The sequence below is a fragment of the Rhodovulum sp. DZ06 genome (assembly GCF_050586345.1).
Lineage (GTDB): Bacteria > Pseudomonadota > Alphaproteobacteria > Rhodobacterales > Rhodobacteraceae > JBOCEF01.
Map to the genome: position 1 here is coordinate 19,051 of NZ_JBOCEF010000029.1, position 23,445 is coordinate 42,495.

Consider the following 23,445-nt stretch of genomic DNA (forward strand, 5'->3'; position numbering starts at 1 on the left):
CATCGAAGCGGGTGCGTGCAGGGGGGCGGTTATGGCGGTTATTCTGCGGCGACGGCCCGGGCGCCGCGCGGGGCGCCGAGGCCCAGGGCGAAATCGGTCAGCACCGCGCCGAGCGCCATCGCGACCAGCGCCGCGAGGGCCGAGACCCCGAGGGTCGGAACCCCCGCAAGGCCGGCGCCCACGGTGCAGCCGCCCGCGACCACGCCGCCCACGCCCATCAGCAGCGCGCCCAGCAGGTAGCGGCCCGCCTGGCCCGGCGCCTCGAAGCTGGCGAAGCGCAGCTCGCGCGATCCGGCGGCGGCGAGGAAGGCGCCCCCCAGCACGCCGCCGATGAAGCCCACGCCGAAGCCCGCGGGCACGGCGGTGCCGGCGACGGTCCAGAACAGCGCCTCGGTCCCCGGGCGGGTGAAGGCGAGCGATTCGAAGGCGATCGGGTCGAAATCATCGAGCAGCACGTAGCCGGTGCCGACCCAGGCCGCGGGGACCAGCAGGCCGATCACCGCGCCCGCGGCCAGCGCGCCCACGGAGGCCTTGCGCCCCGCGGCGGCGAGGACGGCCAGCGCGGCGACCGCGGCGGCGAAGGCCCAGCCCGGCAGGCCGGTCGCGGCGTCGAGGGTCGGCGCCATCTCCAGCTCGCCCCCCGCCAGCAGCGGCGGGAACCAGGCCAGCGCCCCCTTCATCGTGGCGTGCGCGGCGACGGCGAAGACCAGCACGCACAGCCCCGCGCGCAGGTTGCCCGAGGCGGCCAGCACCGTGAGGCGCGAGGCGCAGCCGCGGGTCAGCACCATCCCGGCGCCGAACATCAGCCCGCCGACGATCAGCGCCCCCAGGGGCAGGGTCTCGGCCGCGAAGCGCGTGTCCTCGAGATAAATCCATTCCTGCGCGACGGCGACCTGCATCCCGATCATCGCGGTGGCGAGGGCGGTGAGCCAGACGGCGGCGGCGCCGCGGCGCTCCCCGGTCTCGCCGACCAGCGCGCGGCGCAGGCAGAAGCGCGAGCGCTGCGCGAGCAGCCCGAAAACCAGCCCCAGCACGGCGCCGAGCAGCAGCGCGGCTTCGACGGGCGTCCAGCCCTCAAGACCCAGATCTTCGAACATGCGTCCCTCCGATTCCCCATCAGCGCCCCTCGGCGCGGAACATTTTCCACTTCGTGAAGGGTAGGTGAGGCATTCCACACCAGATTTCAAACCACGAATTATTTCACATTCATGATTCGGATTATTAACCATGCTCGCGGGCGCCCCGGGCCAGCGGCGAAAAACCCGCTCGCCAGAAACGGGATTCGGGAGTAAGGGAGCCTTATGACCCGACAACCGATGACCCTCGCCGACGCCGCCGCGCTTCCCGCCTGGCGCCGCCCGCTCGGCCTTCTGATCCTGATGGCGGCGGGGATGCCGCTGGCCTTCGCGACCTGGAGCGCGCTGCTGAACAACTTCGTCATCGAGGCGGCGGGGTTCGACGGGCAGGACATCGGCTGGCTGCAATCGGTGCGCGAGATCCCGGGCTTCGCGGCGATCGGCGTGATCGCGGTGATCCTGTTCGTGCGCGAACAGGCGCTGGCGCTGATCTCCCTGCTGATGCTGGGGGCGGCGACGGCGGTGACGGCGGCCTTCCCGACCTTCGGGGGGCTGCTGATCACCACCTTCATCGGCAGCTTGGGCTTCCACTACTACGAGACGGTGAACCAGTCGCTGCAGCTGCAATGGCTTCCGAAGGAGGACGCCCCGAAGGCGCTGGGCTGGATCCTGGCCGCGGGCTCGGCCAGCAGCCTCGTGGCCTACGGGCTGATCGTGGGCGCGTGGAAGGCGTTCGACCTGTCTTACGGCTTCGTCTACGCCGCGGGCGGGATCGCGACCTGCGCGGTGGCGCTGGCGGCCTGGGCGCTCTACCCGCAGTTCCAGTCGCCGCACCCGCAGGAAAAGAAGATGATCCTGCGCAAGCGCTACTGGCTCTATTACGCGCTGCAGCTCTTCGCCGGGGCGCGGCGGCAGATCTTCGTGGTGTTCGCGGCCTTCATGATGGTCGAGAAGTTCGGCTTCGACGTGCACGAGGTCACGGCGCTGTTCCTGATCAACTACGTCGCGAACATGGTCTTCGCGCCGGTGGTCGGCCGGTTCATCGCCCGGTTCGGCGAGCGGCTGGCGCTGAGCCTGGAATACGCCGGGCTGATCACCGTCTTCGCCGCCTATGCGGGGATCTACTATTTCGACTGGCCCGCCTGGCTGGCGGCCGCGCTCTATGTCATCGACCACCTGCTCTTCGCCATGGCCTTCGCGCAGAAAACCTATTTCCAGAAGATCTCCGCGCCCGGGGACATCGCGCCGACCGCGGCGGTGGCCTTCACGATCAACCACGTGGCGGCGGTGTTCCTGCCCGCGGCGCTGGGCCTTCTGTGGATGAGCTCTCCGGCCGCGGTGTTCGGGCTGGCCGCGATCCTGGCCTGCGGCAGCCTCGGGCTCGCCCTGCTGGTCCCGCGCCACCCGGCGCCGGGGATGCAGACGGCGCTGGCCCGTCCCCTGCCCGCGGCGGCGGCGGAGTGAGCGGGGCATGAGCGACAGCGACCTGGCGGGCGCCGCGCCGACCGCGAGCCCTGCCCCGCCCCCTCCGCCGATGGCGCCCGAGGGGCGCTTCACCAGCGGGTCCATCATGCGCCACGTGGCGGTGATGACCCTGTCGGGGGCGGTCGGGCTGACGCTGATGTTCCTCGTGGACGGGGTGACGCTCCTTTACATTGCGCAGCTCCAGGACGAGGCGCTGACCGCCGCGGTCGGCTTCGCCTGGACGATCCAGTTCTTCATCGTCTCGCTGGGATTGGCGGCGTCCATCGCCGCGACGGCGCTGGTGTCGCGCGCGCTCGGCGCCCGCGACCGGCAGCGGGCGCGCGAGGCCGCCTCGGCCGCCTATGTCATCACCTTCCTGGCCATCGCCCTGCTGTCGGCGGCGGCGGTGGCGCTGCGCTACCCGATCCTGCGGGCGCTGAACGCGGAAGGCGAGGCGCTGGAGGCGGCGGCGCGGTTCCTCGCCATCTCGGCCCCCTCGATGCCGCTGATGGGGCTGGCGATGATCGGCGGGTCGATCATGCGGGCCGAGGGGGATGCGAAACGGGCGATGCTGGTGACCTCGGCCTCGGCGCTGGTGTCGGTGGCGCTCGACCCGCTGATGATCTTCGACGAGATCTTCGGGCTGCCGATCGGCATGGGCCTCGGGATCGACGGGGCGGCGGGGGCGATGGTGTTCGCGCGCGCGGCCTCCTGCGCGCTGGGGTTCTGGGGGGTGGTGAAGGTGCATGACCTCTGCGCCCGCCCGTCCCTCTGCGCGCTGCGCCGCAACCTCGGGCCGATCATGGCGGTGGCGGGTCCGGCGACCCTCACGCAGATGTCGACGCCGGTGAGCAACTATCTTCTGACCGACGCGGTGGCCGCGCACGGGACCGACGCGATGGCGGGCTGGTCGGTGACGGTGCGCCTGTCGGTGCTGGCCTTCGGGGGGATCTTCGCGCTCTCGGCCTCGGTCGGGGGGATCTTCGGGCAGAACTACGGCGCCGGGCAGATGGAGCGGGTGCGGCGCACCTTCCGCGACGGGCTGCTGTTCTGCTGTCTCTATATATGCGTCGCCTGGGCGATCCTGGCGCTGGGCGCGGACGCGGCGGCGGGCTGGTTCAACCTGCCCCCCGCTGGGCGCGAGGTGCTGCTCTCCTTCGCCTGGCTGGGCGCGGGGGGCTTCCTGTTCGCGGGCTGCATCTTCGTGGTGAACTCGGCCTACAACGTGCTGGGGCGTCCGATCTACGCCTCGGCGGTGAACTGGGCGCGGGACGGCGCGGCGACCTGGCTGTGGATCCTGGCCCTGTCGGCGCCCTTCGGGGCCGCGGGCGCGGTCTATGCGCAAGGGCTGGCGGCGCTGACCGTGGGCGTCGTCGCCGTGCCCCTCGGCTGGCGCTTCCTGAAGGACCTGCCCCCGCCCCATCCTGTCGCCGCCGCGCCGCGCCGGCGCTTCCGCCTGCGGCGCAGCGCCGGGTCCCATTGACGCCGGGCCGGGCTGCGGTCACAGAAGAACCCGACTCGGGCGCGTCGGGACCGCCCCGGCGTGTTGACATGACAACCCTCCGCCGCCATAGCTTTCGGCGCCGGAGGGACAGGAGGACGGTATGGTCAAGATCACTTACATCGAGTTCGGCGGGACCGAGCATGTCGTGGACGTGCCCGAGGGGCTGACGGTGATGGAAGGCGCGCGCGACAACGACGTGCCGGGCATCGAGGCCGATTGCGGCGGCGCCTGCGCCTGCTCGACCTGCCATGTCTACGTGGACCCGGCCTGGGTGGAGAAGCTGCCCGCGCGCGAGGGCATGGAGGAGGACATGCTCGACTTCGCGTTCGAGCCGAAGCCGAACTCCCGCCTCACCTGCCAGCTGCGGGTGACGCCCGAGCTGGAGGGCCTGGTGGTCCGCATGCCCGAGAAGCAGATCTGATGACGCGCCCCGCCCCCCGCCCCGCATCGCCGGGACAGGGGGCGCGCCTGCGCCGACGCGCCGCCGCCGTCCTGATGGCGGCGGCGTTTGCATGTCCGGGGGCCGCCGCCGCGCAGGACCCGGCCCGGGACCGCTGGGACGCGGCGGCCTGGGGCCCCGAGGCCGCCGCCCGCGTCGGCCCGGAGAACTGCGTCCCCGCCCCGCCCCCCGCCGCGGCGGCCTGCTATGGCGGGGCGGTCCGGCGCTACGGCCATGACGTGCTCGGCCCCACCCCGGAATGGAGCCGCATCCTGCTGCGCTTTTCCTCGGGCGAGACCGCCTTCGCCGAGCTCCCCGCCCCGGCGGTGTTCGAGGACCTGGCCCCCCGCCCCCTGCCGCTGCCCGACGGCCGCCTCGCGCTGGTCGCGGTCGAAAGCGCGCCGGGGGTCGGCGCGCGGCTGGCGCTGTGGGTGCTGGAGCGGGCGGCGAACGGGACCCCGCGCCTGGCGCGCCTCGCCGCCGCGCCGCCGATCGGGCGGGGCTTCCGCTGGCTCGCCCCCGCGGGGTGGGGCGATCTCGACGGCGACGGCGCGGTGGAGATCGCCTGGGTCGAGACCCCGCACCTGCGCGGCATCCTGCGCGTGTTCCGGTTGCAAGGCGACGCGCTGGTCCCGGTCGCGGCCCGGGCCGGGTTTTCGAACCACCGCATCGGCGAGGACCGGATCGCGGGCGCGGTCGCGCCCTGCGGCGACGGCGCGGCGCTGATCCTGCCCGACCTCTCCCACGAACGGGTGATGCGGGTGCGGCTGAGAAATGATTCATTAATATCGGAGCCTTACGTTCCGGGGAGCGGAACCCCGTCCCGCGATTGCACGGAGACGGCGGCGCGTTGATTCGCGTATCGCTCATGCCAGTTTCCTTGGCTTCAGCGCGACTTTAGAAACCGGGCGGCCCATACGGGCGCCCGTCATACCCCCTTTTCGAATGCGAAGGTGGTGAAGCGAACCACCAAGAGGCGAGTTGCACCGCCGCGAAAACGTTAAAATTGACGTTGCATCCATTTCACTGTGGCGTCCCCCCGCGTGCATTCTATTGTTCATGTATCGGATCGCTTTGAGGGAAGCGGGAAGAGGGACCGACAAGAATGACATGCAGAACGGGCGCAGTCCGGCGCTCGGTCGGACGGATTTTGGCCGTCGCGACCGTATGCGCCGCCGCCACACAGATGAACGCCGCCGCCGGCCCGGCGGACGCCATTTCAATGAACGCCGAAGAATTCGTGCGCTTCGCCGCTGCGAAAACGCTGATCTACCGCGACGCCTCGGGGGAAGTGATCGGGGCGGAGCAGCATCTCGGGGGCGACCGGGTGATCTGGAGCTCGCCCACCGGGATCTGCGTCGACGGGCGGCTGGCCGCGCGCGCGGACCGGACCTGTTTCCAATATGCCGATGCGCCGGGCGAGGAGATCTGCTGGTCGATGCGCCGCGACGAGGACACCGTGCTGGCGCGGCTCGAGACCGGGCCGGAGAAGCTGACCCTGACCATCGAGACGAGCGACCGGCCGCTGTTCTGCGGCGGCAAGGATTACGGCGCCTGACCGGCGCCGGGCCGGGCCGCCCGCGAGGGGGCGCCCGGCGAGGCATGCGGATCCCGCCGGGGATCCGCCCCGCCGCCAGGATGCGGCCCGGGCCCGAGGGGGGCCATGGGCGGCGCCGGGCGGGCGGACCGGACGGGGGCCGAGGGGGGCCTCGTCCGGGCCCGGCGGGGGTTCCGGGCGGTCGAGGGGGCCGCCCGGAACGCGAAAAGGGGGAGCGCGTCGCCGCGCTCCCCCTTCTTTTGTTCCGGTCCGCGTTCCCGGTCCGCGTTCCCGGCCCGTGTTTCCGCGCCGTGCGGGCGGCGGGCCCGCGGGGCCTCAGCCCTTCTTCAGGCAGCGGCGGCCGAGCAGCTCGGCGATCTGCACCGCGTTCAGGGCCGCGCCCTTGCGCAGGTTGTCCGAGACGCACCACAGGTTCAGGCCGTTCTCGATGGTCGAGTCCTGGCGGATGCGGCTGATGAAGGTGGCGAAATCGCCCACGCATTCGACCGGGGTCGTGTAGCCGCCGTCCTCGCGCTTGTCGACGACCAGGATCCCCGGCGCCTCGCGCAGGATGTCCCGGGCCTCGTCTTCATCGAGGAACTCCTCGAACTCGATGTTGATCGATTCCGAGTGGCCGACGAAGACCGGCACGCGCACGCAGGTGGCGGTGACCTTGATGGACGGGTCGACGATCTTCTTCGTCTCAACCACCATCTTCCACTCTTCCTTGGTGGAGCCGTCTTCCATGAACTTGTCGATATGCGGGATCACGTTGAACGCGATCTGCTTGGTGAACTTGTTGGCCTCGACCTCCTGGCCGGGCACGTACATGCCCTTGGTCTGGAGCCAGAGTTCATCCATCGCGTCCTTGCCGCCGCCGGAGACGGACTGGTAGGTCGACACCACCACGCGCTTGATCTTCGCGCGGTCATGCAGCGGCTTCAGCGCCACGACCATCTGCGCGGTGGAGCAGTTGGGGTTGGCGATGATGTTGCGCTTGGAATAGCCCTCGACCGCGTCCGGGTTGCACTCGGGCACGATCAGCGGGATGTCGGGCTCGTAACGGTAGAGCGACGAGTTGTCGATCACCACGCAGCCGGCCTTGGCGGCGATGGGCGCGTATTTCTTCGTGGCGTCCGAGCCGATGGCGAAGAGCGCCATGTCCCAGCCGGTGAAGTCGAACGCGTCGAGGTCCTTGGTGGTGAGGGTCTTGTCGCCGAAGCTGACTTCAGTGCCCAGCGAACGGCGCGACGCCAGGGCGACGATCTCGTCCACGGGGAACTCGCGCTCGGCGAGGATGTTCAGCATTTCGCGGCCCACGTTGCCCGTGGCGCCGACGACGGCGATCCGGTAACCCATCTCCTGCTCCTGTAACTTTGGATTGGCGGAGCCTTCTACACGCTCCCGCGGCGGGTTGACAGGGGGCGCCTGCGCGGCGCGCGCGCGCGGCGCCGCACAATGGCGCGATTGCAACGGCGCGGCGGCGGGCTAGGTCGCGCGCGGGCGCGGGCAGGTGCGGGTGGACGCGGGTGCGGGCGCGCGGCGTTTTCAGACGCTGAGCGCCATGGTGGTCGCGGCGCGAAAGCCGAACAGGTGCCGCAGCGGGCCCAGCTCGGTCCGGCCCACGTCTTCGTATCCATGGCGGCGATAAAGGGCGGCCGCCCGCTTGTTGGCGTCGATGACGTCGAGCCGGACCTGCCGCAGCCCCCGCGCCCGCGCCTCGGCCGCCACGGCGTGCAGCAGGGCGCCCCCCACCCCCTGCCCGCGGGCGGCCTCGGCCACGCACAGCCCGTCCATCTGCAAGGCGCCCGCCCGCGCCTCCCGCTCCAGCGCCGTCAGCGCGAAGCCGCGGACCGGGCCGCCGAGGGCGCCGTAATGGCGGATCAGCTCGGGCATCCCGCCGCCGATGAAGCCCCCGCGCCGGTCCTGGATGCCGGCGACGCCGAGCAGGACCGTCCCGTCGCGGCTGAGCGCGGCGATGCCGTTGGCCGGGCGGATGCAGTCGGCGAGGAAGGCGCGCGCCCGCCCCCCGCGCCCGAGCAGCGGGCCGAGCTTGCCTTCGAAGGCGGAGAGATAGAGCGCCGCGGCGTCCTCGCGGAACCTCTCGGGCAGCGGCGCGGTGATGGCGAACCCGTCCATGGCCGAGAAGATGCCCGCAGGCGCGGCGGCGGGGAAGCGCAAACCGCGCCTCGCCCATCCGTGAGCGCGCCGTGGGCGCCTGGCGCGGTAGTCTGCGCGCATCGCAACCGCCGGAGCCGATCCCATGCGCCTCGTCCTTCTCCTCGCCCTGCTGCCCCTGCCCGCCCTCGCCGGAGAGGTGGAGATCGTCGCCGCCGAAGCCCGCGAGGGGGCCGGGGGCTGGCGCTTCGACGTGACGCTCCGCCATGGCGACACGGGCTGGGACCATTACGCCGACGCCTGGCGGGTGCTGGGCCCGGACGGCGCGGTGCTGGGCACGCGCACGTTGCTGCACCCGCACGAGACGGAGCAGCCCTTCACCCGCGCCCTCTCCGGCGTGCGCATTCCCGCCGGCGTCTCCGAGGTGCGGATCGAGGCGCGCGACAGCGTCCATGGCTGGGCGCCGACGACGCTCACGGTGGCGCTTCCGGGGCGCTGATCCCGCCGATCCCCTCTGGCCCCCGGGGCGGCGCGCGGCTAGGCTCCGCCCCCATGATCGACCTCTTCGACGATGACGGCCCCGAGGCCGACGCCCCCCCTGGCAACGCCCCTGAATTCAGCGTCTCCGAGCTGTCGCAGGGGGTCAAACGCGTGGTCGAGGGCGCCTTCAGCCATGTCCGCGTGCGCGGCGAGGTGGGGCGGGTGTCGCGGCCGCGCTCGGGGCACCTCTACCTTGACCTGAAGGACGACCGCTCGGTGCTGGCCGCGGTGTGCTGGAAGGGCGTCGCCGCGCGGCTCGAGGTGCAGCCGGAAGAGGGGATGGAGGTGGTCGCGACCGGCCGCCTGACCACCTTCCCCGGCCAGTCGCGCTACCAGCTGGTGATCGAGTCCGTCGCCCCCGCCGGGGTCGGCGCGCTGATGGCGATGCTCGAAAAACGCCGCCAGGCGCTGGCCGCCGAGGGGCTGTTCGACGCCTCCGCCAAGCGCCGCCCCCCCTTCCTGCCGCGGCGGATCGGCGTGGTCACCTCGCCCTCGGGCGCCGTGATCCGCGACATCCTCCACCGCGTCTCGGACCGGTTCCCGCGCGAGGTGCTGGTCTGGCCCGTCGCGGTGCAGGGCGAGCGCTGCAAGACCGAGGTCGCCGCCGCCATCCGCGGCTTCAACGCGCTGCCCGAGGGGCACCCGCTGCGCCCCGACGTGATCATCGTCGCGCGCGGCGGCGGCTCGATCGAGGATCTCTGGGGCTTCAACGAGGAGATCGTGGTCCGCGCCGCGGCCGAGAGCGCGATTCCCCTGATCTCCGCCGTCGGGCATGAAACGGACACCACGCTGATCGACCACGCCGCGGATGTCCGCGCCCCGACGCCGACGGCGGCGGCCGAGATGGCGGTGCCGGTGCGGGCCGAGCTGCTGGGCGCGGTCTCGGCGCTCGAGGACCGGCGGCGGCGGGCGGCGGCGCGGATGCTGACCGACCGCAAGGGGCGGCTGCGGGACCTGTCCCGCGCCCTGCCCCGGCCGCAGGCGATCCTGGCCGAGCGGGCGCAGCGGCTCGACCACCTGTCCCAGCGGCTGCCCGCGGCGCTGTCGGCCTTCGCCGCGCGGCGCCGGGCGCTGGCGGCGCGCGGCCCCGCGGCGCGGTTCGGCCCGGCGCTGCTGACCGGCGCGCTGGCCCGGCGGCGCGACCGCCTGGCGGACCGGGCCGAGCGGATGGCCCCGGCGCTGGCCCGCCTGTCGGAGCGGCGGCGGGAGCGTCTCGGGGCGGTTTCGCGGCTGCTGGTGGGCTATTCGCACAAGGCGACGCTGGCCCGCGGATTCGCCGTGGTGCGCACCGAAAGCGGGATCGTGGTTAAGTCGGCGGCGCAGGCTCCGAAAGGAACGGCGCTGCGGATCGACCTGGCCGAGGGCGCCCCGCTGCGCGCGGTGGCGGGCGACGGGGGCGCGCCCGCGGGACCGCCCCCCGAACCGGCGGGCGAAGCGCCCGCCGAGCCGCCCGTTCCAGCCCCGCCCAGGCCGCGGCGAAAGCCCCGTGCGGCAACGAAAAAAGCCGGGCCTGACGATCCGCAGGGCTCGCTGTTCTGACCGCCTTCCCGGCGGCTTCCATCGCATTCGAGATACGCCGCAAGGCGACTTAACGCGGGATAAAGACTCTTCGCGCAGCTTCGGTGCGTCAGGACGTGGCGCCTGAACCGCCCGCCGCCCCCGAGTCGCTTTTCCTTGCGCCGAGGGGACGACGGGTTCGCCGCGTCCTCTTCCGCAGAATGTGGGCCGACACAATGTCGGCGGAGCAGCCAAGGGAATGCGATGACCATCTCATCTTCGCTCAATGCGGGCGTTACGGGCCTGAGCGTGAATGCCAGCAAGCTCGCGACGATCGCGGACAACATCGCGAACTCGAAGACCAAGGGCTACAAGCGGGCCGACGTGGACTTCTATTCGCTCGCCATCGGCAATGGCGGCGGCGGCACCTACACCGCCGGCGGCGTCCGCTCCTCCGCGATTCGCGAAGTGGACGCGCAGGGCGCGCTGATCTCCTCGGACAACCCCCTCGACATCGCGATTTCCGGCCGCGGCATGCTGCCCGTGGCGCAGGTGGCGGCGGTGAACGGCGCGGTCGGCCAGCTGCCGCTGCTGCTGACGCCGACCGGGTCGTTCCGGCCGGACAAGGATGGCCTGCTGCGCACCTCCTCGGGGCCGGGCCTGGCGCTGCTCGGCTGGCCGGCGGATGCGGACGGCAACATCCCGGTGCAGGCGCGCGACAGCTCCGCGGGCCTGGTGCCGGTGGAGATCTACTCGGAACGTTTCGCCGCCTCTCCGACCACGGAGATGGAACTGGGCGTGAACCTTCCGGCCTCGCAGACCCAGGCGGGCGCGTCCGGCGCGACGCTGTCGGTGCCGGTGGAATATTTCGACAACGTGGGCGCGTCGCAGACGCTGAACGCCTCCTTCACCCCGACGATCCCGGCGACCGGGTCGTCCAACACCTGGACGATGTCGCTGAACGACAGCGCCACCGATCCGGCCCTGAACCCGATCGCGGAGTTCGAGGTGGTGTTCGACGACAGCCGCGGCACCGGCGGCGCCGTGCTCTCCGTCACGCCGCTCTCGGGCGGCACCTACGACCCGATCGACGGCGTGATCGAGGTGAATGTCGAGGGCGGCCCGATGCAGCTGCAGATCGGCTCGCCCGGCTCGTCCTCGCACCTGACGCAGCTGTCGGCGGAATTCGCGCCGACCTCGGTGACCAAGAACGGCACGCCGGTCGGCACCCTCACCTCGGTCGAGGTGGATGAGAACGGGTATCTCTCGGCGATCTACGACACCGGCTACACGCGCGTGATCTACCAGATCCCCGTTGCGGACGTGCCGAACATGAACGGGCTGAAGGCCGAGGACAACCAGACCTTCTCCCTCACGCAGGCCTCCGGCTCCCTCTACCTGTGGGATGCAGGCGGCGGCCCCACCGGCAGCATCGTCGGCTATGCGCTCCAGGAATCGACCGCGGACATCGCGGGCGAGTTGACGGACCTTATCGAAACCCAGCGCGCCTACTCGTCGAACGCCAAGGTCATCCAGACCGTGGACGAGATGCTGCAGGAGACGACCAACATCAAGCGCTGACGGCCCGGTTGAGGTCCCGGCCGTATCACGGAGAACGTCATGAGCATCACCTCCGCCCTCCATAACGCCTATAGCGGCCTGACCGCCTCCTCCAGGGCGGCCGAGGTCATCTCCAACAACGTCGCCAACTCGATGACCGAAGGGTACACGCGCAAGTCGCTGGTGCTCGGCGCCGCAAATCTCGAAGGGATCGGCGCGGGGGTCAGGGTCGAGGGGATGCAGCGCGCCGCGGACCCGCGGGCGACGGCCGATCGCCGCCGCCTCGAGGCCGAGAACGGCGAGGCGGGGGTGGTGGCGGCCGCGCGGGCGCGCGCGGCCGACGCCTGGGGCGCGCCGGGGTCGAGCACCAGCCTCGCCGCCCGCGCCTCGGGGTTCGAGATCGCGCTGCGCGATCTCGCCGACAGCCCGGAGAGCGCGTCTCTCCAGTCCCGCGTGGCCGGCGCCGCGCGGGAATTGACGCGCACGATCAACAACATCTCCACCGAGACCGCGCGGATCCGCGTCGACGCGGACGCGACCATCGCGCGGCAGGTGAACATCGTGAACAGCTCGCTCAAGCAGATCGAGCAGATCAACCGGGAGATCCAGATCCGCTCCGCCTCCGGGGGGGACCTGACCGCGCTGGAGGATGAGCGCCAGCGCCTGGTGGACCAGGTCTCGAGCCTGATCCCGATCAAGACCTACCCGCGCGGCGGCGGCCAGATCGCCGTCTACGGCAAGGGCGGCGGCGCGCTGGTGGACGGCAAGTCCTACGAGCTCGGCTTCCAGCCCACCGGCGTCATCACCCAGGACATGACGGTCGAAAGCGGCGCGCTCTCGGGCCTGACGCTGAACGGCGAGACCATCGAGATCGGCCGCGGCGGCGGGCTGCTGGACGGCGGCGCGCTGTCAGCCAGCTTCACAGTGCGCGACGTGATCGGGGTCGAGGAAGGCGCGCGGATCGACGCCTATGCCGCGGACCTGATCTCGCGCTTCCAGGACCCGGCGGCCGACCCGACGCTGGCCCCCGGCGACCCGGGCCTGTTCACCGTCGGCAGCCTCGCGCTCGACCCGCTGAGCCCCGAGGGCGCGGCCCGGCAGATCAGCCTGAACGCCGCGGTCGACCCCGCGGAAGGCGGGCTGGCCTGGCGCATCCGCGACGGTGTGAACGCGGTGTCCGAGGGACCGACCGGCGACGATTCGATCCTGCGCAGCATGCTGGATGCGCTGACCGACACCCGCACGGCCCCCGCCGACGCGGGCGTGGGCGGCGACTATTCCTCCAGCAATCTCGCGGCCGAGCTTGCCGCCACCGTGGCCGAATCCAACGCCGCGGCGACCGACATGCGCAACTCGCGCACCGCCCAGCTCGAGGTCGCGGCCACCGCCGAGGCCGCGCTGATCGGCGTCGACACGGACCAGGAGCTGGCCGAACTGCTGCTGGTCGAACAGGCCTATGCCGCCAACGCGCGGGTTCTGCAGACCGTCGACACCCTGATCCAGCGCCTTCTGGAGATCTGATCATGTCCAATCTCGGCGTCCCCGACCTCCTCTCCAACCAGCTGTTCCGCCTGCGGACCAGCAACCTCTCCAGGCAGCTCGCCTCCGCGGGGCGGGAGCTGACCACCGGCCAGCGCGAGGACCTGTCGGCGGCCGCCGGGGGGGACATGCGCAAGCTCTACCTCCTGGAAACCGGCGCGGCCTCGAAGGCCGCCTTCAGCGCCGCGGCCCGGCGCGCCGGCGCACGGGCCGAGACGACGCTCAACGCCATCGAACAGGTGCGCGCCTCGACCGACGGCCTGGCCGTGGACATCGAGGCGGCGACCCAGCGCGGCGACCTCGCCACCGCCAAGCGCCATGCCGACACCGCGCGCAACGCCTTCGGCGCCTCGGTGCGCGCGCTGAACACCCGGTATGCCGGGCGCAGCCTGTTCGCCGGCGCGAATGTCGGCGAGGCGGCGCTGAAACCGCCCGAGGAGATCCTCGACGCCGCTTTCACCGCCGTGTCCGGCGCGGCCGACGCGGCCGACATGCGCAACCAGCTGCGCGACTGGTTCCTGGGCGCCGGCGGCGGCTACGAAACGGACGCTTATAACGGCGACGCCTCGGCGACCCGCATGCAGGTGAATGACGGCGAGTACGCGGATTTCGACGTCTCGGCCCTCGACATCCCGTTCCGGCGCGCGCTGTTCGGCCTCGCCCTCGCGGTCGGCACGGTGGAGGGGCGGCTGCCCCAGGCCGACGCCGATGTCGGCGACAGCCTCAGCCTCGCCGCCGCCTCGCTGATCGGCGCCCAGCCCGGGCTGGTCGACCTGTCGGCGGACATGGGCGGGTTGCAGGAACAGGCCGTGCGCGCCGAGACCGACGCCGAAACCACCCGCACCCAGATGGAGATGCGCCTCAACGACGTGGTCGGCATCGACCCCTACGAGGCCGCCTCGCGCCTGACCGGCATCCAGGGCGCGCTGGAGACCGCGCTGACCGTCCAGAACATGACCCGCTCCCTCAGCTTCGTCCGATTCATCCAGTGAGCCGCATGCACCGCCTCCTCGCCGCCTTGGCGGCCCTTGTCCTGAGCATCGCCCTGCCCGCCCATGCAGATGTCGCCGCGGCGGAAGAGGGCATGCAGGACGGCGCCCGCCCCGGTCAGGCCGGCGCACGCTTCGGACAGGCCGCGCCGCGCGGCTTCATGGATTTCGGCGCCGGGCCGCCGGTGCGCCTCAAGGATCTCGCGACCTTCGAGGGCGTGCGCGGCAACGACCTGGTCGGCTACGGCCTGGTGGTCGGGCTGGCGGGCACGGGCGATTCGCTTCGCAACAGCCCCTTCACGGAGGAGGCGCTGTCCAACCTGCTCGAACGCCTCGGGGTCAACGTGACGGGAGAGAATTTCCGTCCCAAGAACATCGCCGCCGTGCTGGTGACGGCCAACCTGCCGCCCTTCTCACGGGCGGGCGGGCGCATCGACGTGGCGGTTTCGGCCATCGGGGATGCGAGCTCGCTTCATGGCGGGACGCTGATCATGACCCCGCTGAACGCCGCCGACGGGCAGATCTACGCCGTGGCGCAGGGCCCCATCGTGGCCGGCGGCATCGCGGCCGAGACCGAGAACGCCGCGCAGCGCATCGGCGTGCCGACGGTGGGCGACATTCCCGGCGGCGCCTCGGTGGAGCGGGAGGTCGCCTTCGGGTTCGAGACGCTCGACAAGATGACCCTGTCGCTGCGCAACCCGGACTTCACCACCGCCATGGCCGCCGCCGAGGCGATCGAGCGCGCGGGGCTGGGCGTCGCCGCAAGGGCCGTGGACTCCCGCACGATCGAGCTGCGCGCCCAGCGCGCCGGCATGTCCCTGACCGAGCTGGTCGCGCGGGTCGAGCGGGTGCAGGTCCGCCCCGACAGCCGCGCGGTGATCGTGATGGACCAGAGCGCCGGAACCATCGTGGTCGGCGGCGCCATTCCGCTGCCGGACATGAGCATCACCCACGGCGGCATCAAGATAAACGCAGAGCGCCAGTTCGTCGCCGCACAGCCCAACCCCTTCGCCGAGGGCGAGACGGTGGTGCTGCCGATCGACAATGTCGACATCCAGCAAGGGCCGACCGCCACCCTGCGCCCCGAGGAGGAGGCGACGGTCCAGGACGTCGTCGAGGGGCTGAGCGCCATCGGCCTCAGCGCGCTGGAGATCATGGACATCCTGCAGACGATCAAGGCCTCGGGCCTGATCCACACCGACTTCGTGATCCGCTGAGGGCTGCGCCGGCCACCCTGGGCGACGGCGCGACAGACCGACAAGCGCCGCCGCCGCAGGCTCGCCGGCCAGGTCCTGCCCACGCCCCTCCCGGAGCCGCGCCGTATTGGCCGAGCATCCCGCCTTGGGCGGCGACGCAGTTTCAAGCCGCACGCCTGCCCTGCCCCGTGTTCCCGCGAGCCGCGCGAAACGGCGGGGGCCGCCGGCGCCGAAGCTGGGCCGGGTGGCGCAACCGCCCTGCACGGCCCTGCCTCTCCCGCAGGCCCGGTCGCGCCCGCCAAGCGCCCCGCTCAACAAGCGGCGCGGCGCCCATCATCATGCCCTGGCAGAGGCGCGGCCCCGGGCGTCGGGGGAGCCGGGTCCAGCCCCGAGGCCGGCGCACCGCGCCGCACAGGAGAGGTGTGGCGTGGCGTGGCGACCTGCCCCGGGCGCAGCGCCGGGCGGTCCATGTTCCCGGCGCGGTCCGGCGCCGCGCGACAAGCGCCGGGCAGACCGGAGACGTATCTAGACGTATCTAAGGGGGAACGCACCGACAGGCGGCGCGGAGGCCAGGTGCGGCCCGACGCGCGGAGGCCGCATCGCACCGCCCCGCGCAGCCCGCACTGGACGCGGAGGGCCGGCGAAAGGCTCAAAGCCTCCCCGGCCCGCTCCCGCCCAGCCGAGGCCAGGCGAGATCAGTTCAGGCCAGACCAGGCCAGGGCCAGCGCCTGCCCCGATCAGCCCCGGGGAACGTCCCCGCCCGCGGGGGCCGACGGCGGGGGAAGATCGTCCGGGTCCACGAAGACCGGCGCGTCGTCGAAGCGCTGGCCGCTCTCCATCTGGGCCGGGGACTCCGAGGGCGGGGCCACGTAATCGCCCAGCGGCAGAAGCGTCTGCTCGTGCTCCTCCGCCCGCCAGGCCGCAGGGGAAATCCCGCTCATCTTCACGAAGCTGTCGCGGAGCGCGTTCGACCAGGCCCCGCTCAGCTCCCGGAACGACTCGTCGTCCTCCTCGATCCGCACCAGCGGATCGAACACGAACGCGTCCCTGCGGATCACCGCCAGGTCCAGCGGCATCCCCACCGACAGGTTCGACCGCAGCGTCGAATCCATCGACAGCAGCGCCGCCGTCACCCCGTCGTTCAGCCGCGTCTCGGGGCGGATCACCCGGTCCAGGATCGGCTTGCCGTACTTGTGCTCGCCGATCTGCAGGAAGGGATGGTCTTCGGAGCACTCGATGAAATTGCCCGCCGAGTAGACCATGAACAGCCGCAGCGGCCCCCCGGCGCGCTGGCCGGCCAGGATGATCGTCGCATCGGCGGCCGAACCCAGCATCTGGCTGTGCGTGTTCCACACGTTGCGCATCTCGGTCCCGACCACCTCGGCCACCCGGAACATGGTCGGGGCGGTGTAGATCGTCTCGATCCCTTCCTTGTCCGCGTCGATCGCCTCCTGGATCGAGCTGACCACGGCCTGGGTCACGGCGAGGTTGCCGGCGGTCATCATCACGATGACCCGGTCCCCCGGGACGCTCCAGGTGTGCATCTTGCGATACTTGGAAATGTTGTCGAGGCCCGCATTGGTGCGGGTGTCGGAGAGGCAGACGAGCCCCTCGTCCAGCTTCAGGGCCACGCAATAGGTCATCGGTCAGTCCAACCTGGGTTGGTTTCGGGAAGGCCCGCCTCCCCTAGCAGATGCGCCCGGGGCGTGGAAGGCGGCCCGAACCGGGCCGGGGGACGAAACCGGAGCCCCGCGGCCCGGACGCGCGCCGCCGGTCGGGCGGCCCGGGCCGAATTCGGGCCGAAGCCGTGATCGTCGGCGATGGCCACCGCGAGCCGGTGGTTGCCCTCGATGAACTCGGTCAGGAATTCGTGCAGGCCGATCTCGAACACTTCCTCGATCTTCATCGCCTTCAGGCGGGTCAGCGTCGCCGCCGCTTCCTCGAGGCTGGCGCGCGTGCGCCCGTCATCCTCGCCCATCCCGTCGAGATGCCGGACCAGCATCTTGTAGGAATGCGCCATCGACCGCGGCGAGGCGCGGTTGAGGATCAGGAAATCGGCCACCAGGTCCGGCCGCGCCCGCTGGCGGTAGACATGGCGGAACGCGCGCTGGGAATTGGCCGCGCGCAGGATCTGCACCCATTGCACGTGGTCGAGCGCGCCGCCGACCTCCGCCCCGCGCGGCAGCAGCACGTGGTATTTCACGTCCAGCATCCGCGCCGTGGCGTCGGCCCGCTCGATATACTGCCCGAGGCGGACGAAATGGTGGCCCGCGTCGCGCAGCATGGTGTCGTCGGCGGCGCCGCGGAACCGCTGGGCCTGCGCCTTGGTCCAGTCGAGGAACGGGGCCAGCCCGCCCCCCGCCACCACGGCCGGGGACCGCGCGCGCATCGAGGACCAGGCCTCGTTCGCCGCGTCCCACATGTCGGCGGTGATCGCGGTGCGCATGGCGCGGGCGTTGGACCGGGCCATCTCGAAACAGGACCGGATCGAGGACGGGTTGTCCCGGTCGAAGATCAGGTGATGGGCCACCGACGCCTCGTCCGCCTGGTTCAGCGGGCGCGGATAGGTGTCCGAGCACCCGGCGGCGATGACCACCGAGGTCCATTCATGGGTCGCCTCGCCCCCCGGGCTCGGCAGGGTGTTCATGCGGCGTCCGGCATCGAGCAGGCGGGCCACGTTCTCGGCCCGCTCGACATAGCGGGACATCCAGAACAGGCCCTCGGCGGTGCGGCTGAGCATCGGCATGTGCGGCCTCCTCTCTCTTTCGCGGGGCGACCCTCAGCGGGTCAGCACCCAGGTGTCCTTGACCCCGCCGCCCTGGCTGGAATTGACCACGAGCGAGCCTTCGCGCAGCGCGACGCGGGTCAGGCCGCCGGGGATCAGCTGCGTCTCCTTGCCGGTGATGACGAAGGGGCGCAGGTCGACATGGCGGCCCTTGATGCCGTCATCGGTCAGCGTCGGGGCGGTGGAGAGGTTGAGGGTCGGCTGGGCGATGAACCCGGCCGGGTTGTTCTTGATCCGCTCGGCATAGGCGGCGATCTCGGCGTCGGTGGAGCGCGGGCCCACCAGCATCCCGTAGCCGCCCGAGCCGTGGACCTCTTTCACCACGAGGTCGCCGAGATTGGCGAGCACGTGCTTGCAGTCGTCCGGCTCGCCGCATTTCCAGGTCGGAACGTTCGGCAGGATCGGCTTTTCGCCGAGATAGTATTCCACCATGTCCGGGACGTGGAGGTAGACCGCCTTGTCGTCCGCGACGCCCGCGCCCGGGGCGTTGACGATGGTCACGCCGCCGTTCTTGTAGACCTCCATGATCCCCGGCACGCCCAGGACGCTGTCGGGGTTGAAGGCCTTGGGGTCGAGGAATTCGTCGTCGATGCGCCGGTAGATCACGTCGATCCGCTGCGGCCCGTCGATGGTGCGGGTCCAGACCCGGCCCTTGTCGACGAAGAGGTCCTGCCCCTCCACCAGGAAGATGCCCATCTGGTCGGCGAGGAAGGAATGTTCGTAATAGGCCGAGTTGAAATGCCCCGGCGTCAGGATCGCCAGCGTGGGTTCGTCGTCGCAGAGGGGCGGGGCCACCTCGGCCATCGCGTCGGCGAGCATGTCGGCATAGGTGTCCACCGGCCGGATCAGCCCCGAGGCGAACATGTCCGGGAACAGCCGGGTCATCGCCTCGCGGTTCTCGAGCACGTAGGAGACGCCCGAGGGGGTGCGGCAGTTGTCCTCGAGCACGAACAGCTCGTCCGGCCCGGTGCGCACCAGGTCGACGCCGATGATGTGGCTGAACACGTCGCCCGGCGGGCGCACGCCCTTCATCGCGGGCAGGAACGCCTCGTTATGGAAGACCAGGTCGCCGGGGATCTTCCCGTCGGCGACGATGGCCGCGTCGTTGTAGATGTCGACAAGGAAGGCGTTCAGCGCCTTCGCGCGTTGAATAGATCCCTTCTCGATCACGTCCCATTCCGCCGCGCCGAAGACGCGGGGGATGAGGTCGAAGGGAATCAACCTGTCGGGATCCCCCCCCTCGCCATAGACGGCGAATGTGATGCCAACCCGTCGGAACAGGGCCTCGGCCTCGGCTCGACGAGCCGTAAGCGCCTCGATCCCGTGTTCCTCGATCCAGCGCGCGACCTCCCGATACTCGGGCCGCGGCGCGCTCAATGTGCCCATCTCGTTCCACATGTCGTTGACGCTAGCAACACGGCCCGGCGGGCGCCATAGATATTCGCACCTGCGTCATGGCGCCTTGTTTTGCGGCGCCGCGATACGTGGGCTATGGTGAACGCCGCCGCATCGAAGGAGACGCAAGGGCATGGCCATTTCCGTCGCGCTGACGCACAGGACGACCTACCGCTACGACCGCCACATCAAGCTATGGCCGCATATCGTGCGGCTGCGCCCGGCGCCGCACGCCCGAACGCCGATCGAGAGCTACTCTCTCAACATCGACGTGGGCGACGATCACTTCATCAACTGGCAGCAGGATCCGTTCTCGAACTGGATGGCGCGGCTGGTGTTCCCCGAGAAGGTCGACCACCTCGAGATCACGGTGGACCTGATCGCGCGGATGGACGCGATCAACCCGTTCGACTTCTTCCTGGAGGAGGACTGGCAGGAGCTTCCGGCGAAATACGCCGAGGACGACCTGCACGACCTCGCGCCCTACCTGCGCAAGCCGCAGATGACGCCGCGCTTCACCCAGTTCGTGAAGGACGCGCCGCAGCCGGGCGGCAGCGCCATCGACTGGCTGGTGGCGATCAACCAGTATGTCGAGCGCGCCATCGGCTACAACATCCGCATGGAACCGGGCGTGCAGACGCCCGAGGAGACGCTGGTCAAGGCCACCGGGTCCTGCCGCGACTCGGGCTGGCTGCTGGTCAACATGCTGCGCCACTACGGCTACGCCGCGCGCTTCGTGTCCGGCTACCTGATCCAGCTGACCGCCGACCTCGCGCCCATCGACGGCGGCGCGGCCGGTCCGACCGAGGATTTCACCGACCTGCACGCCTGGACCGAGGTCTACATGCCCGGCGCCGGGTGGATCGGCCTCGACCCCACCTCGGGCCTGTTCGCGGGCGAGGGGCACATCCCGCTCGCCTGCACGCCCGAGCCGCGCACCGCGGCCCCGGTGTCGGGCGCGCATGAGAAGCTGGAGCCCGAGGAGCTTCACTTCGGTCACTTCATGGAGGTGACCCGCCTGCGCGAGCCGCCGCGGGTGACCAAGCCGCTGACCGACATGCAGTGGCGCAGCATCGATTCGGCGGGCAAGGCCATCGACGCGCGGATGCGGCAGTCGGGGCTGAACCTGACCATGGGCGGCGAGCCGACCTTCGTCTCGGCCTATGACCGCGACGCGCCGGAATGGACCACCGACGCGGTGGGGCCGACCAAGCGCTCCTATGCCGACCGGCTGATCCGCAAGTTCCGCGACCACTTCGCCCCCGACGGGATGCTGCATTACGGCCAGGGCAAGTGGTACCCCGGGGAGCAGCTGCCGCGCTGGGCGTTCTCGCTCTACTGGCGCACGGACGGGATCCCGATGTGGTCCAACCCGGACCTGATCGCCTCGGTCCCCGAGGAAGGCGCCCCGCCGCCGCCCGCAGACGACGCGCGCCGGTTCATGGAGCGGCTGTGCGAGAATCTCGACCTGCCCTCCGACGCCGGCCAGCCCGCCTGGGAGGACGGCGCCGCCTTCGTGCTGCGCGAAAGCCAGCTGCCGCTCAATGTCGACCCCGAGGACAGCAAGCTCGAGGAGCCGGAGGAGCGCGCGCGCCTGGCGAAGGTGTTCGGCCGCGGGCTGACCACGCCCAGCGCCTACGTGCTGCCGATCCAGCTGGCGCAGGCCTCGGACGGGCGGATCCGCAAGCGGCCCCGGCGCCGCTTCCGCTGGTGGAGTGAGAAATGGGCCACCCGCCGCGGCAAGCTGATGCTGGTCCCGGGCGACAGCCCCGCGGGCTTCCGCCTGCCGCTCGGCTCGCTGACCTGGCTGCCCGAGGACGAGCGCCAGGTGCAGACCCAGCGCGACCCGTTCGACATGTCCGACGACATGCCCACCCCGCGCCGGATGCAGCGCCGCGTGCGCCGCAAGGTGATCAAGGGCGGCAAGGAGGTCTGGGAAGAGGCCGCCGCGACCGGCCCCGAGGGCGCCGATTACGTCGCGGGCCCGGCCGGCGATTCGCCCTTCGGCTATGTCTGGGGCTACGGCGCCAACGGGACGCCGGGCTGGATCCCGCTCGACATGTCCATCGAGGACGTGATGGCGGCGGGCGCCGAGCCGGGCGCGGTCGAGTATGACGAGATCGACGTCATCGACGAGCATGGCGAGGCGCAGACCATCCGCGTCAGGAAGGGCGCCCAGATCCCCACCGTCGGCGTGCCGATGGGAAGCTTCCTGACCGCCCCGGCCGTGCGCACCGCCCTGACGGTGGAGCCGCGGGACGGCGCGCTCTGCGTGTTCCTGCCCCCGACCGGCTCGGGCGCCGAATACGCCGACCTGCTGAACGCCATCGAGGAGACGGCGGAGGAACTGGGCATGCCGGTGCATGTCGAGGGCTATCCCCCGCCCTCGGACTGGCGGATGAACAAGATCATGGTCACCCCGGATCCCGGCGTCATCGAGATCAACATCCACCCGTCCCATTCCTGGGATGAACATGTCCGCATCACCGAGGCGGTGTACGAGGAGGCGCGGCAGCTCGGGCTCGACGCGTCGTCCTTCCAGCTCGACGGCAAGCCGACGGGCTCGGGCGGCGGCAACCACATCGTCGTGGGCGGCGCCACGCCGGACCAGTCGCCGTTCCTCAACCGCCCGGACATGCTCGCCAGCATCATCCGGTACTGGAACAACCACCCGTCGCTCTCCTACTTCTTCAACGGGCTGTTCATCGGCCCGACCTCCCAGGCCCCGCGCACGGACGAGAGCCGCGCCGACCTGGTGGAGGAGCTGGAGATCGCGCTCAACCAGATGCCGCCGCGGGGGGCCTACACGCCGCCCTGGCTGGTGGACCGGCTGTTCCGCAACCTTCTGTGCGACGTGACCGGCAACACCCACCGGACCGAAATCTGCATCGACAAGATGTTCTCCCCGGACGGGCCCGCGGGCCGGCTGGGGCTGGTGGAGTTCCGCGCCTTCGAGATGCCGCCGCATCCGCGCATGTCCTCGGCGCAGGCGCTGATCATCCGCGCGCTGCTGACCTGGTTCTGGGAGGAGCCCTGCGGGCTGCCCCTCAAGCGCTGGGGCCCGGAGCTGCATGACAAGTTCCTGCTGCCGCATTTCTGCTGGCAGGATTTCTGCAACGTGCTGTCCGAGCTTTCGACCGCGCTGGGGGTGCATTTCGACCCGGCCTGGTTCGCCGCGCAGCACGAGTTCCGCTTCCCGCTTGCGGGCCGCGCCAGCGTGGAGGGCGTGGAGATCGAGCTGCGCACCGCGCTGGAGCCGTGGCTGGTGCTGGGCGAGGAGGGATCCTCGAGCGGCACGGTGCGCTATGTCGACAGCTCGGTCGAGCGGGTGCAGGTGAAGATCGACCAGGACCTGCCCCCGGGCGCGGCGCTGACCGTGAACGGGATCGAGGTGCCGCTGACCCATGCGGGCGGGTCGAACTGGATCGCCGGGGTGCGCTTCCGCGCCTGGCAGCCGCCGAGCTGCCTGCACCCGACGATCCCGCCGCACGCGCCGCTGGTCTTCGACATCGTGGACCGGGAGAACGGGCGCTCCCTCGGCGGCTGCACCTACCGCACCTACCACCCCGGCGGAAGGGCGCCCGAGACGCGGCCGGTGAATGCGCTCGAGGCCGAGGGCCGGCTGCTGGCGCGGTTCGACCCGATGGCGCACACCCCGGGCTGGATCAACATGCGCTCGCCCTGGTCGCACCCGGTCGGGGCGGCGACGCTGGACATGCGCAAGATCCCGTTCTGAGGCGGGGCGCGCCGCGGATGAGAGAGGGGGCCGCCCGGAGGGGATCCGGGCGGCCCCTTGCGACTCGGGG

At 71.3% G+C, this 23,445-nt stretch carries 17 protein-coding genes and 1 pseudogene; 12 read left to right on the forward strand and 6 right to left on the reverse strand.

Annotated features, from left to right (window positions below):
• Positions 1-38 precede the first annotated feature (38 nt).
• Entirely contained in the window at positions 39-1,097 is a 1,059-nt protein-coding gene (locus ACQ5SO_RS13300; RefSeq protein ID WP_430942098.1) for a YeeE/YedE thiosulfate transporter family protein, read from the reverse strand.
• A 204-nt stretch (positions 1,098-1,301) separates the two neighbouring features.
• On the opposite strand from ACQ5SO_RS13300, the gene ACQ5SO_RS13305 reads away from it, so the two are divergent.
• The 5 genes from ACQ5SO_RS13305 to ACQ5SO_RS13325 all read left to right on the forward strand — a co-directional run bounded on the left by ACQ5SO_RS13305 (position 1,302) and on the right by ACQ5SO_RS13325 (position 6,041).
• Positions 1,302-2,540 (forward strand): MFS transporter, encoded by a 1,239-nt coding sequence (locus tag ACQ5SO_RS13305; protein WP_430942099.1) that lies wholly within the window; start codon positions 1,302-1,304, stop codon positions 2,538-2,540.
• A 7-nt stretch (positions 2,541-2,547) separates the two neighbouring features.
• A complete protein-coding gene (locus ACQ5SO_RS13310) occupies positions 2,548-4,023 on the forward strand; it encodes an MATE family efflux transporter (RefSeq protein ID WP_430942100.1) in 1,476 nt (491 codons plus the stop codon).
• Between the two features lie 121 nt (positions 4,024-4,144).
• Entirely contained in the window at positions 4,145-4,465 is a 321-nt protein-coding gene (locus ACQ5SO_RS13315; RefSeq protein ID WP_430942101.1) for a 2Fe-2S iron-sulfur cluster-binding protein, read from the forward strand.
• Complete coding sequence (locus tag ACQ5SO_RS13320; protein WP_430942102.1) at positions 4,465-5,337, forward strand: VCBS repeat-containing protein; 873 nt, start codon at positions 4,465-4,467, stop codon at positions 5,335-5,337. The genes ACQ5SO_RS13315 and ACQ5SO_RS13320 overlap by 1 nt, the downstream gene beginning before the upstream one ends.
• Before the next feature lie 368 nt (positions 5,338-5,705).
• Positions 5,706-6,041, forward strand: a complete 336-nt coding sequence (locus ACQ5SO_RS13325; RefSeq protein ID WP_430942103.1) for a hypothetical protein — start codon at positions 5,706-5,708, stop codon at positions 6,039-6,041.
• Between the two features lie 315 nt (positions 6,042-6,356).
• Here ACQ5SO_RS13325 and ACQ5SO_RS13330 read toward each other — a convergent pair whose 3' ends face one another.
• Positions 6,357-7,379 (reverse strand): aspartate-semialdehyde dehydrogenase, encoded by a 1,023-nt coding sequence (locus tag ACQ5SO_RS13330; RefSeq protein ID WP_430942104.1) that lies wholly within the window; start codon positions 7,377-7,379, stop codon positions 6,357-6,359.
• Positions 7,380-7,568: 189 nt separating this feature from the next.
• Positions 7,569-8,201 (reverse strand): GNAT family N-acetyltransferase, encoded by a 633-nt coding sequence (locus ACQ5SO_RS13335; RefSeq protein WP_430942105.1) that lies wholly within the window; start codon positions 8,199-8,201, stop codon positions 7,569-7,571.
• Between the two features lie 82 nt (positions 8,202-8,283).
• On the opposite strand from ACQ5SO_RS13335, the gene ACQ5SO_RS13340 reads away from it, so the two are divergent.
• The 6 genes from ACQ5SO_RS13340 to ACQ5SO_RS13365 all read left to right on the forward strand — a co-directional run bounded on the left by ACQ5SO_RS13340 (position 8,284) and on the right by ACQ5SO_RS13365 (position 15,480).
• Positions 8,284-8,637, forward strand: a complete 354-nt coding sequence (locus ACQ5SO_RS13340) for a hypothetical protein (RefSeq protein WP_430942106.1) — start codon at positions 8,284-8,286, stop codon at positions 8,635-8,637.
• Positions 8,638-8,690: 53 nt separating this feature from the next.
• On the forward strand, positions 8,691-10,217 hold the full coding sequence (xseA, locus tag ACQ5SO_RS13345) for an exodeoxyribonuclease VII large subunit (protein WP_430942107.1): 1,527 nt from the start codon (positions 8,691-8,693) through the stop codon (positions 10,215-10,217).
• Positions 10,218-10,439: 222 nt separating this feature from the next.
• Positions 10,440-11,756 carry a flagellar hook protein FlgE gene (locus ACQ5SO_RS13350; RefSeq protein WP_430942108.1) on the forward strand — a complete coding sequence of 439 codons (1,317 nt, stop codon included), beginning with the start codon at positions 10,440-10,442 and terminating at the stop codon, positions 11,754-11,756.
• Between the two features lie 39 nt (positions 11,757-11,795).
• Positions 11,796-13,256, forward strand: coding sequence for a flagellar hook-associated protein FlgK (gene flgK / locus ACQ5SO_RS13355; RefSeq protein ID WP_430942109.1), 1,461 nt, complete (start codon positions 11,796-11,798; stop codon positions 13,254-13,256).
• Positions 13,257-13,258: 2 nt separating this feature from the next.
• A complete protein-coding gene (locus ACQ5SO_RS13360; protein ID WP_430942110.1) occupies positions 13,259-14,266 on the forward strand; it encodes a hypothetical protein in 1,008 nt (335 codons plus the stop codon).
• A gap of 5 nt (positions 14,267-14,271) precedes the next feature.
• On the forward strand, positions 14,272-15,480 hold the full coding sequence (locus ACQ5SO_RS13365; protein WP_430942111.1) for a flagellar basal body P-ring protein FlgI: 1,209 nt from the start codon (positions 14,272-14,274) through the stop codon (positions 15,478-15,480).
• Between the two features lie 917 nt (positions 15,481-16,397).
• Here ACQ5SO_RS13365 and ACQ5SO_RS13370 read toward each other — a convergent pair.
• The 3 genes and pseudogenes from ACQ5SO_RS13370 to ACQ5SO_RS13380 all read right to left on the reverse strand — a co-directional run.
• Positions 16,398-17,102: pseudogene (locus tag ACQ5SO_RS13370) on the reverse strand (peptidase); the annotation flags it as partial.
• A complete protein-coding gene (locus ACQ5SO_RS13375) occupies positions 17,099-18,205 on the reverse strand; it encodes an alpha-E domain-containing protein (protein ID WP_430942112.1) in 1,107 nt (368 codons plus the stop codon). The gene ACQ5SO_RS13375 and the pseudogene ACQ5SO_RS13370, both read right to left, overlap by 4 nt.
• A gap of 33 nt (positions 18,206-18,238) precedes the next feature.
• The gene (locus ACQ5SO_RS13380; protein ID WP_430942113.1) at positions 18,239-19,630 is read right to left on the reverse strand and encodes a circularly permuted type 2 ATP-grasp protein; all 1,392 of its coding nucleotides are present in this window, start codon (positions 19,628-19,630) and stop codon (positions 18,239-18,241) included.
• A gap of 142 nt (positions 19,631-19,772) precedes the next feature.
• Between ACQ5SO_RS13380 and ACQ5SO_RS13385 the strand changes: the two genes are divergently transcribed.
• Positions 19,773-23,375: a DUF2126 domain-containing protein gene (locus ACQ5SO_RS13385; protein ID WP_430942114.1), complete on the forward strand. Its 3,603-nt coding sequence runs from the start codon at positions 19,773-19,775 to the stop codon at positions 23,373-23,375.
• Positions 23,376-23,445 lie beyond the last annotated feature (70 nt).

What these genes read in the sequence shown, in the direction of transcription:
- ACQ5SO_RS13300 (WP_430942098.1), bottom strand. Translation starts at nt 1,097, where the DNA reads ATGTTCGAAGATCTGGGTCTTGAGGGCTGGACGCCCGTCGAAGCCGCG.
- ACQ5SO_RS13305 (WP_430942099.1), top strand. Translation starts at nt 1,302, where the DNA reads ATGACCCGACAACCGATGACCCTCGCCGACGCCGCCGCGCTTCCCGCC.
- ACQ5SO_RS13310 (WP_430942100.1), top strand. Translation starts at nt 2,548, where the DNA reads ATGAGCGACAGCGACCTGGCGGGCGCCGCGCCGACCGCGAGCCCTGCC.
- ACQ5SO_RS13315 (WP_430942101.1), top strand. Translation starts at nt 4,145, where the DNA reads ATGGTCAAGATCACTTACATCGAGTTCGGCGGGACCGAGCATGTCGTG.
- ACQ5SO_RS13320 (WP_430942102.1), top strand. Translation starts at nt 4,465, where the DNA reads ATGACGCGCCCCGCCCCCCGCCCCGCATCGCCGGGACAGGGGGCGCGC.
- ACQ5SO_RS13325 (WP_430942103.1), top strand. Translation starts at nt 5,706, where the DNA reads ATGAACGCCGAAGAATTCGTGCGCTTCGCCGCTGCGAAAACGCTGATC.
- ACQ5SO_RS13330 (WP_430942104.1), bottom strand. Translation starts at nt 7,379, where the DNA reads ATGGGTTACCGGATCGCCGTCGTCGGCGCCACGGGCAACGTGGGCCGC.
- ACQ5SO_RS13340 (WP_430942106.1), top strand. Translation starts at nt 8,284, where the DNA reads ATGCGCCTCGTCCTTCTCCTCGCCCTGCTGCCCCTGCCCGCCCTCGCC.
- xseA (WP_430942107.1), top strand. Translation starts at nt 8,691, where the DNA reads ATGATCGACCTCTTCGACGATGACGGCCCCGAGGCCGACGCCCCCCCT.
- ACQ5SO_RS13350 (WP_430942108.1), top strand. Translation starts at nt 10,440, where the DNA reads ATGACCATCTCATCTTCGCTCAATGCGGGCGTTACGGGCCTGAGCGTG.
- flgK (WP_430942109.1), top strand. Translation starts at nt 11,796, where the DNA reads ATGAGCATCACCTCCGCCCTCCATAACGCCTATAGCGGCCTGACCGCC.
- ACQ5SO_RS13360 (WP_430942110.1), top strand. Translation starts at nt 13,259, where the DNA reads ATGTCCAATCTCGGCGTCCCCGACCTCCTCTCCAACCAGCTGTTCCGC.
- ACQ5SO_RS13365 (WP_430942111.1), top strand. Translation starts at nt 14,272, where the DNA reads ATGCACCGCCTCCTCGCCGCCTTGGCGGCCCTTGTCCTGAGCATCGCC.
- ACQ5SO_RS13375 (WP_430942112.1), bottom strand. Translation starts at nt 18,205, where the DNA reads ATGCCGATGCTCAGCCGCACCGCCGAGGGCCTGTTCTGGATGTCCCGC.
- ACQ5SO_RS13380 (WP_430942113.1), bottom strand. Translation starts at nt 19,630, where the DNA reads ATGGGCACATTGAGCGCGCCGCGGCCCGAGTATCGGGAGGTCGCGCGC.
- ACQ5SO_RS13385 (WP_430942114.1), top strand. Translation starts at nt 19,773, where the DNA reads ATGGCCATTTCCGTCGCGCTGACGCACAGGACGACCTACCGCTACGAC.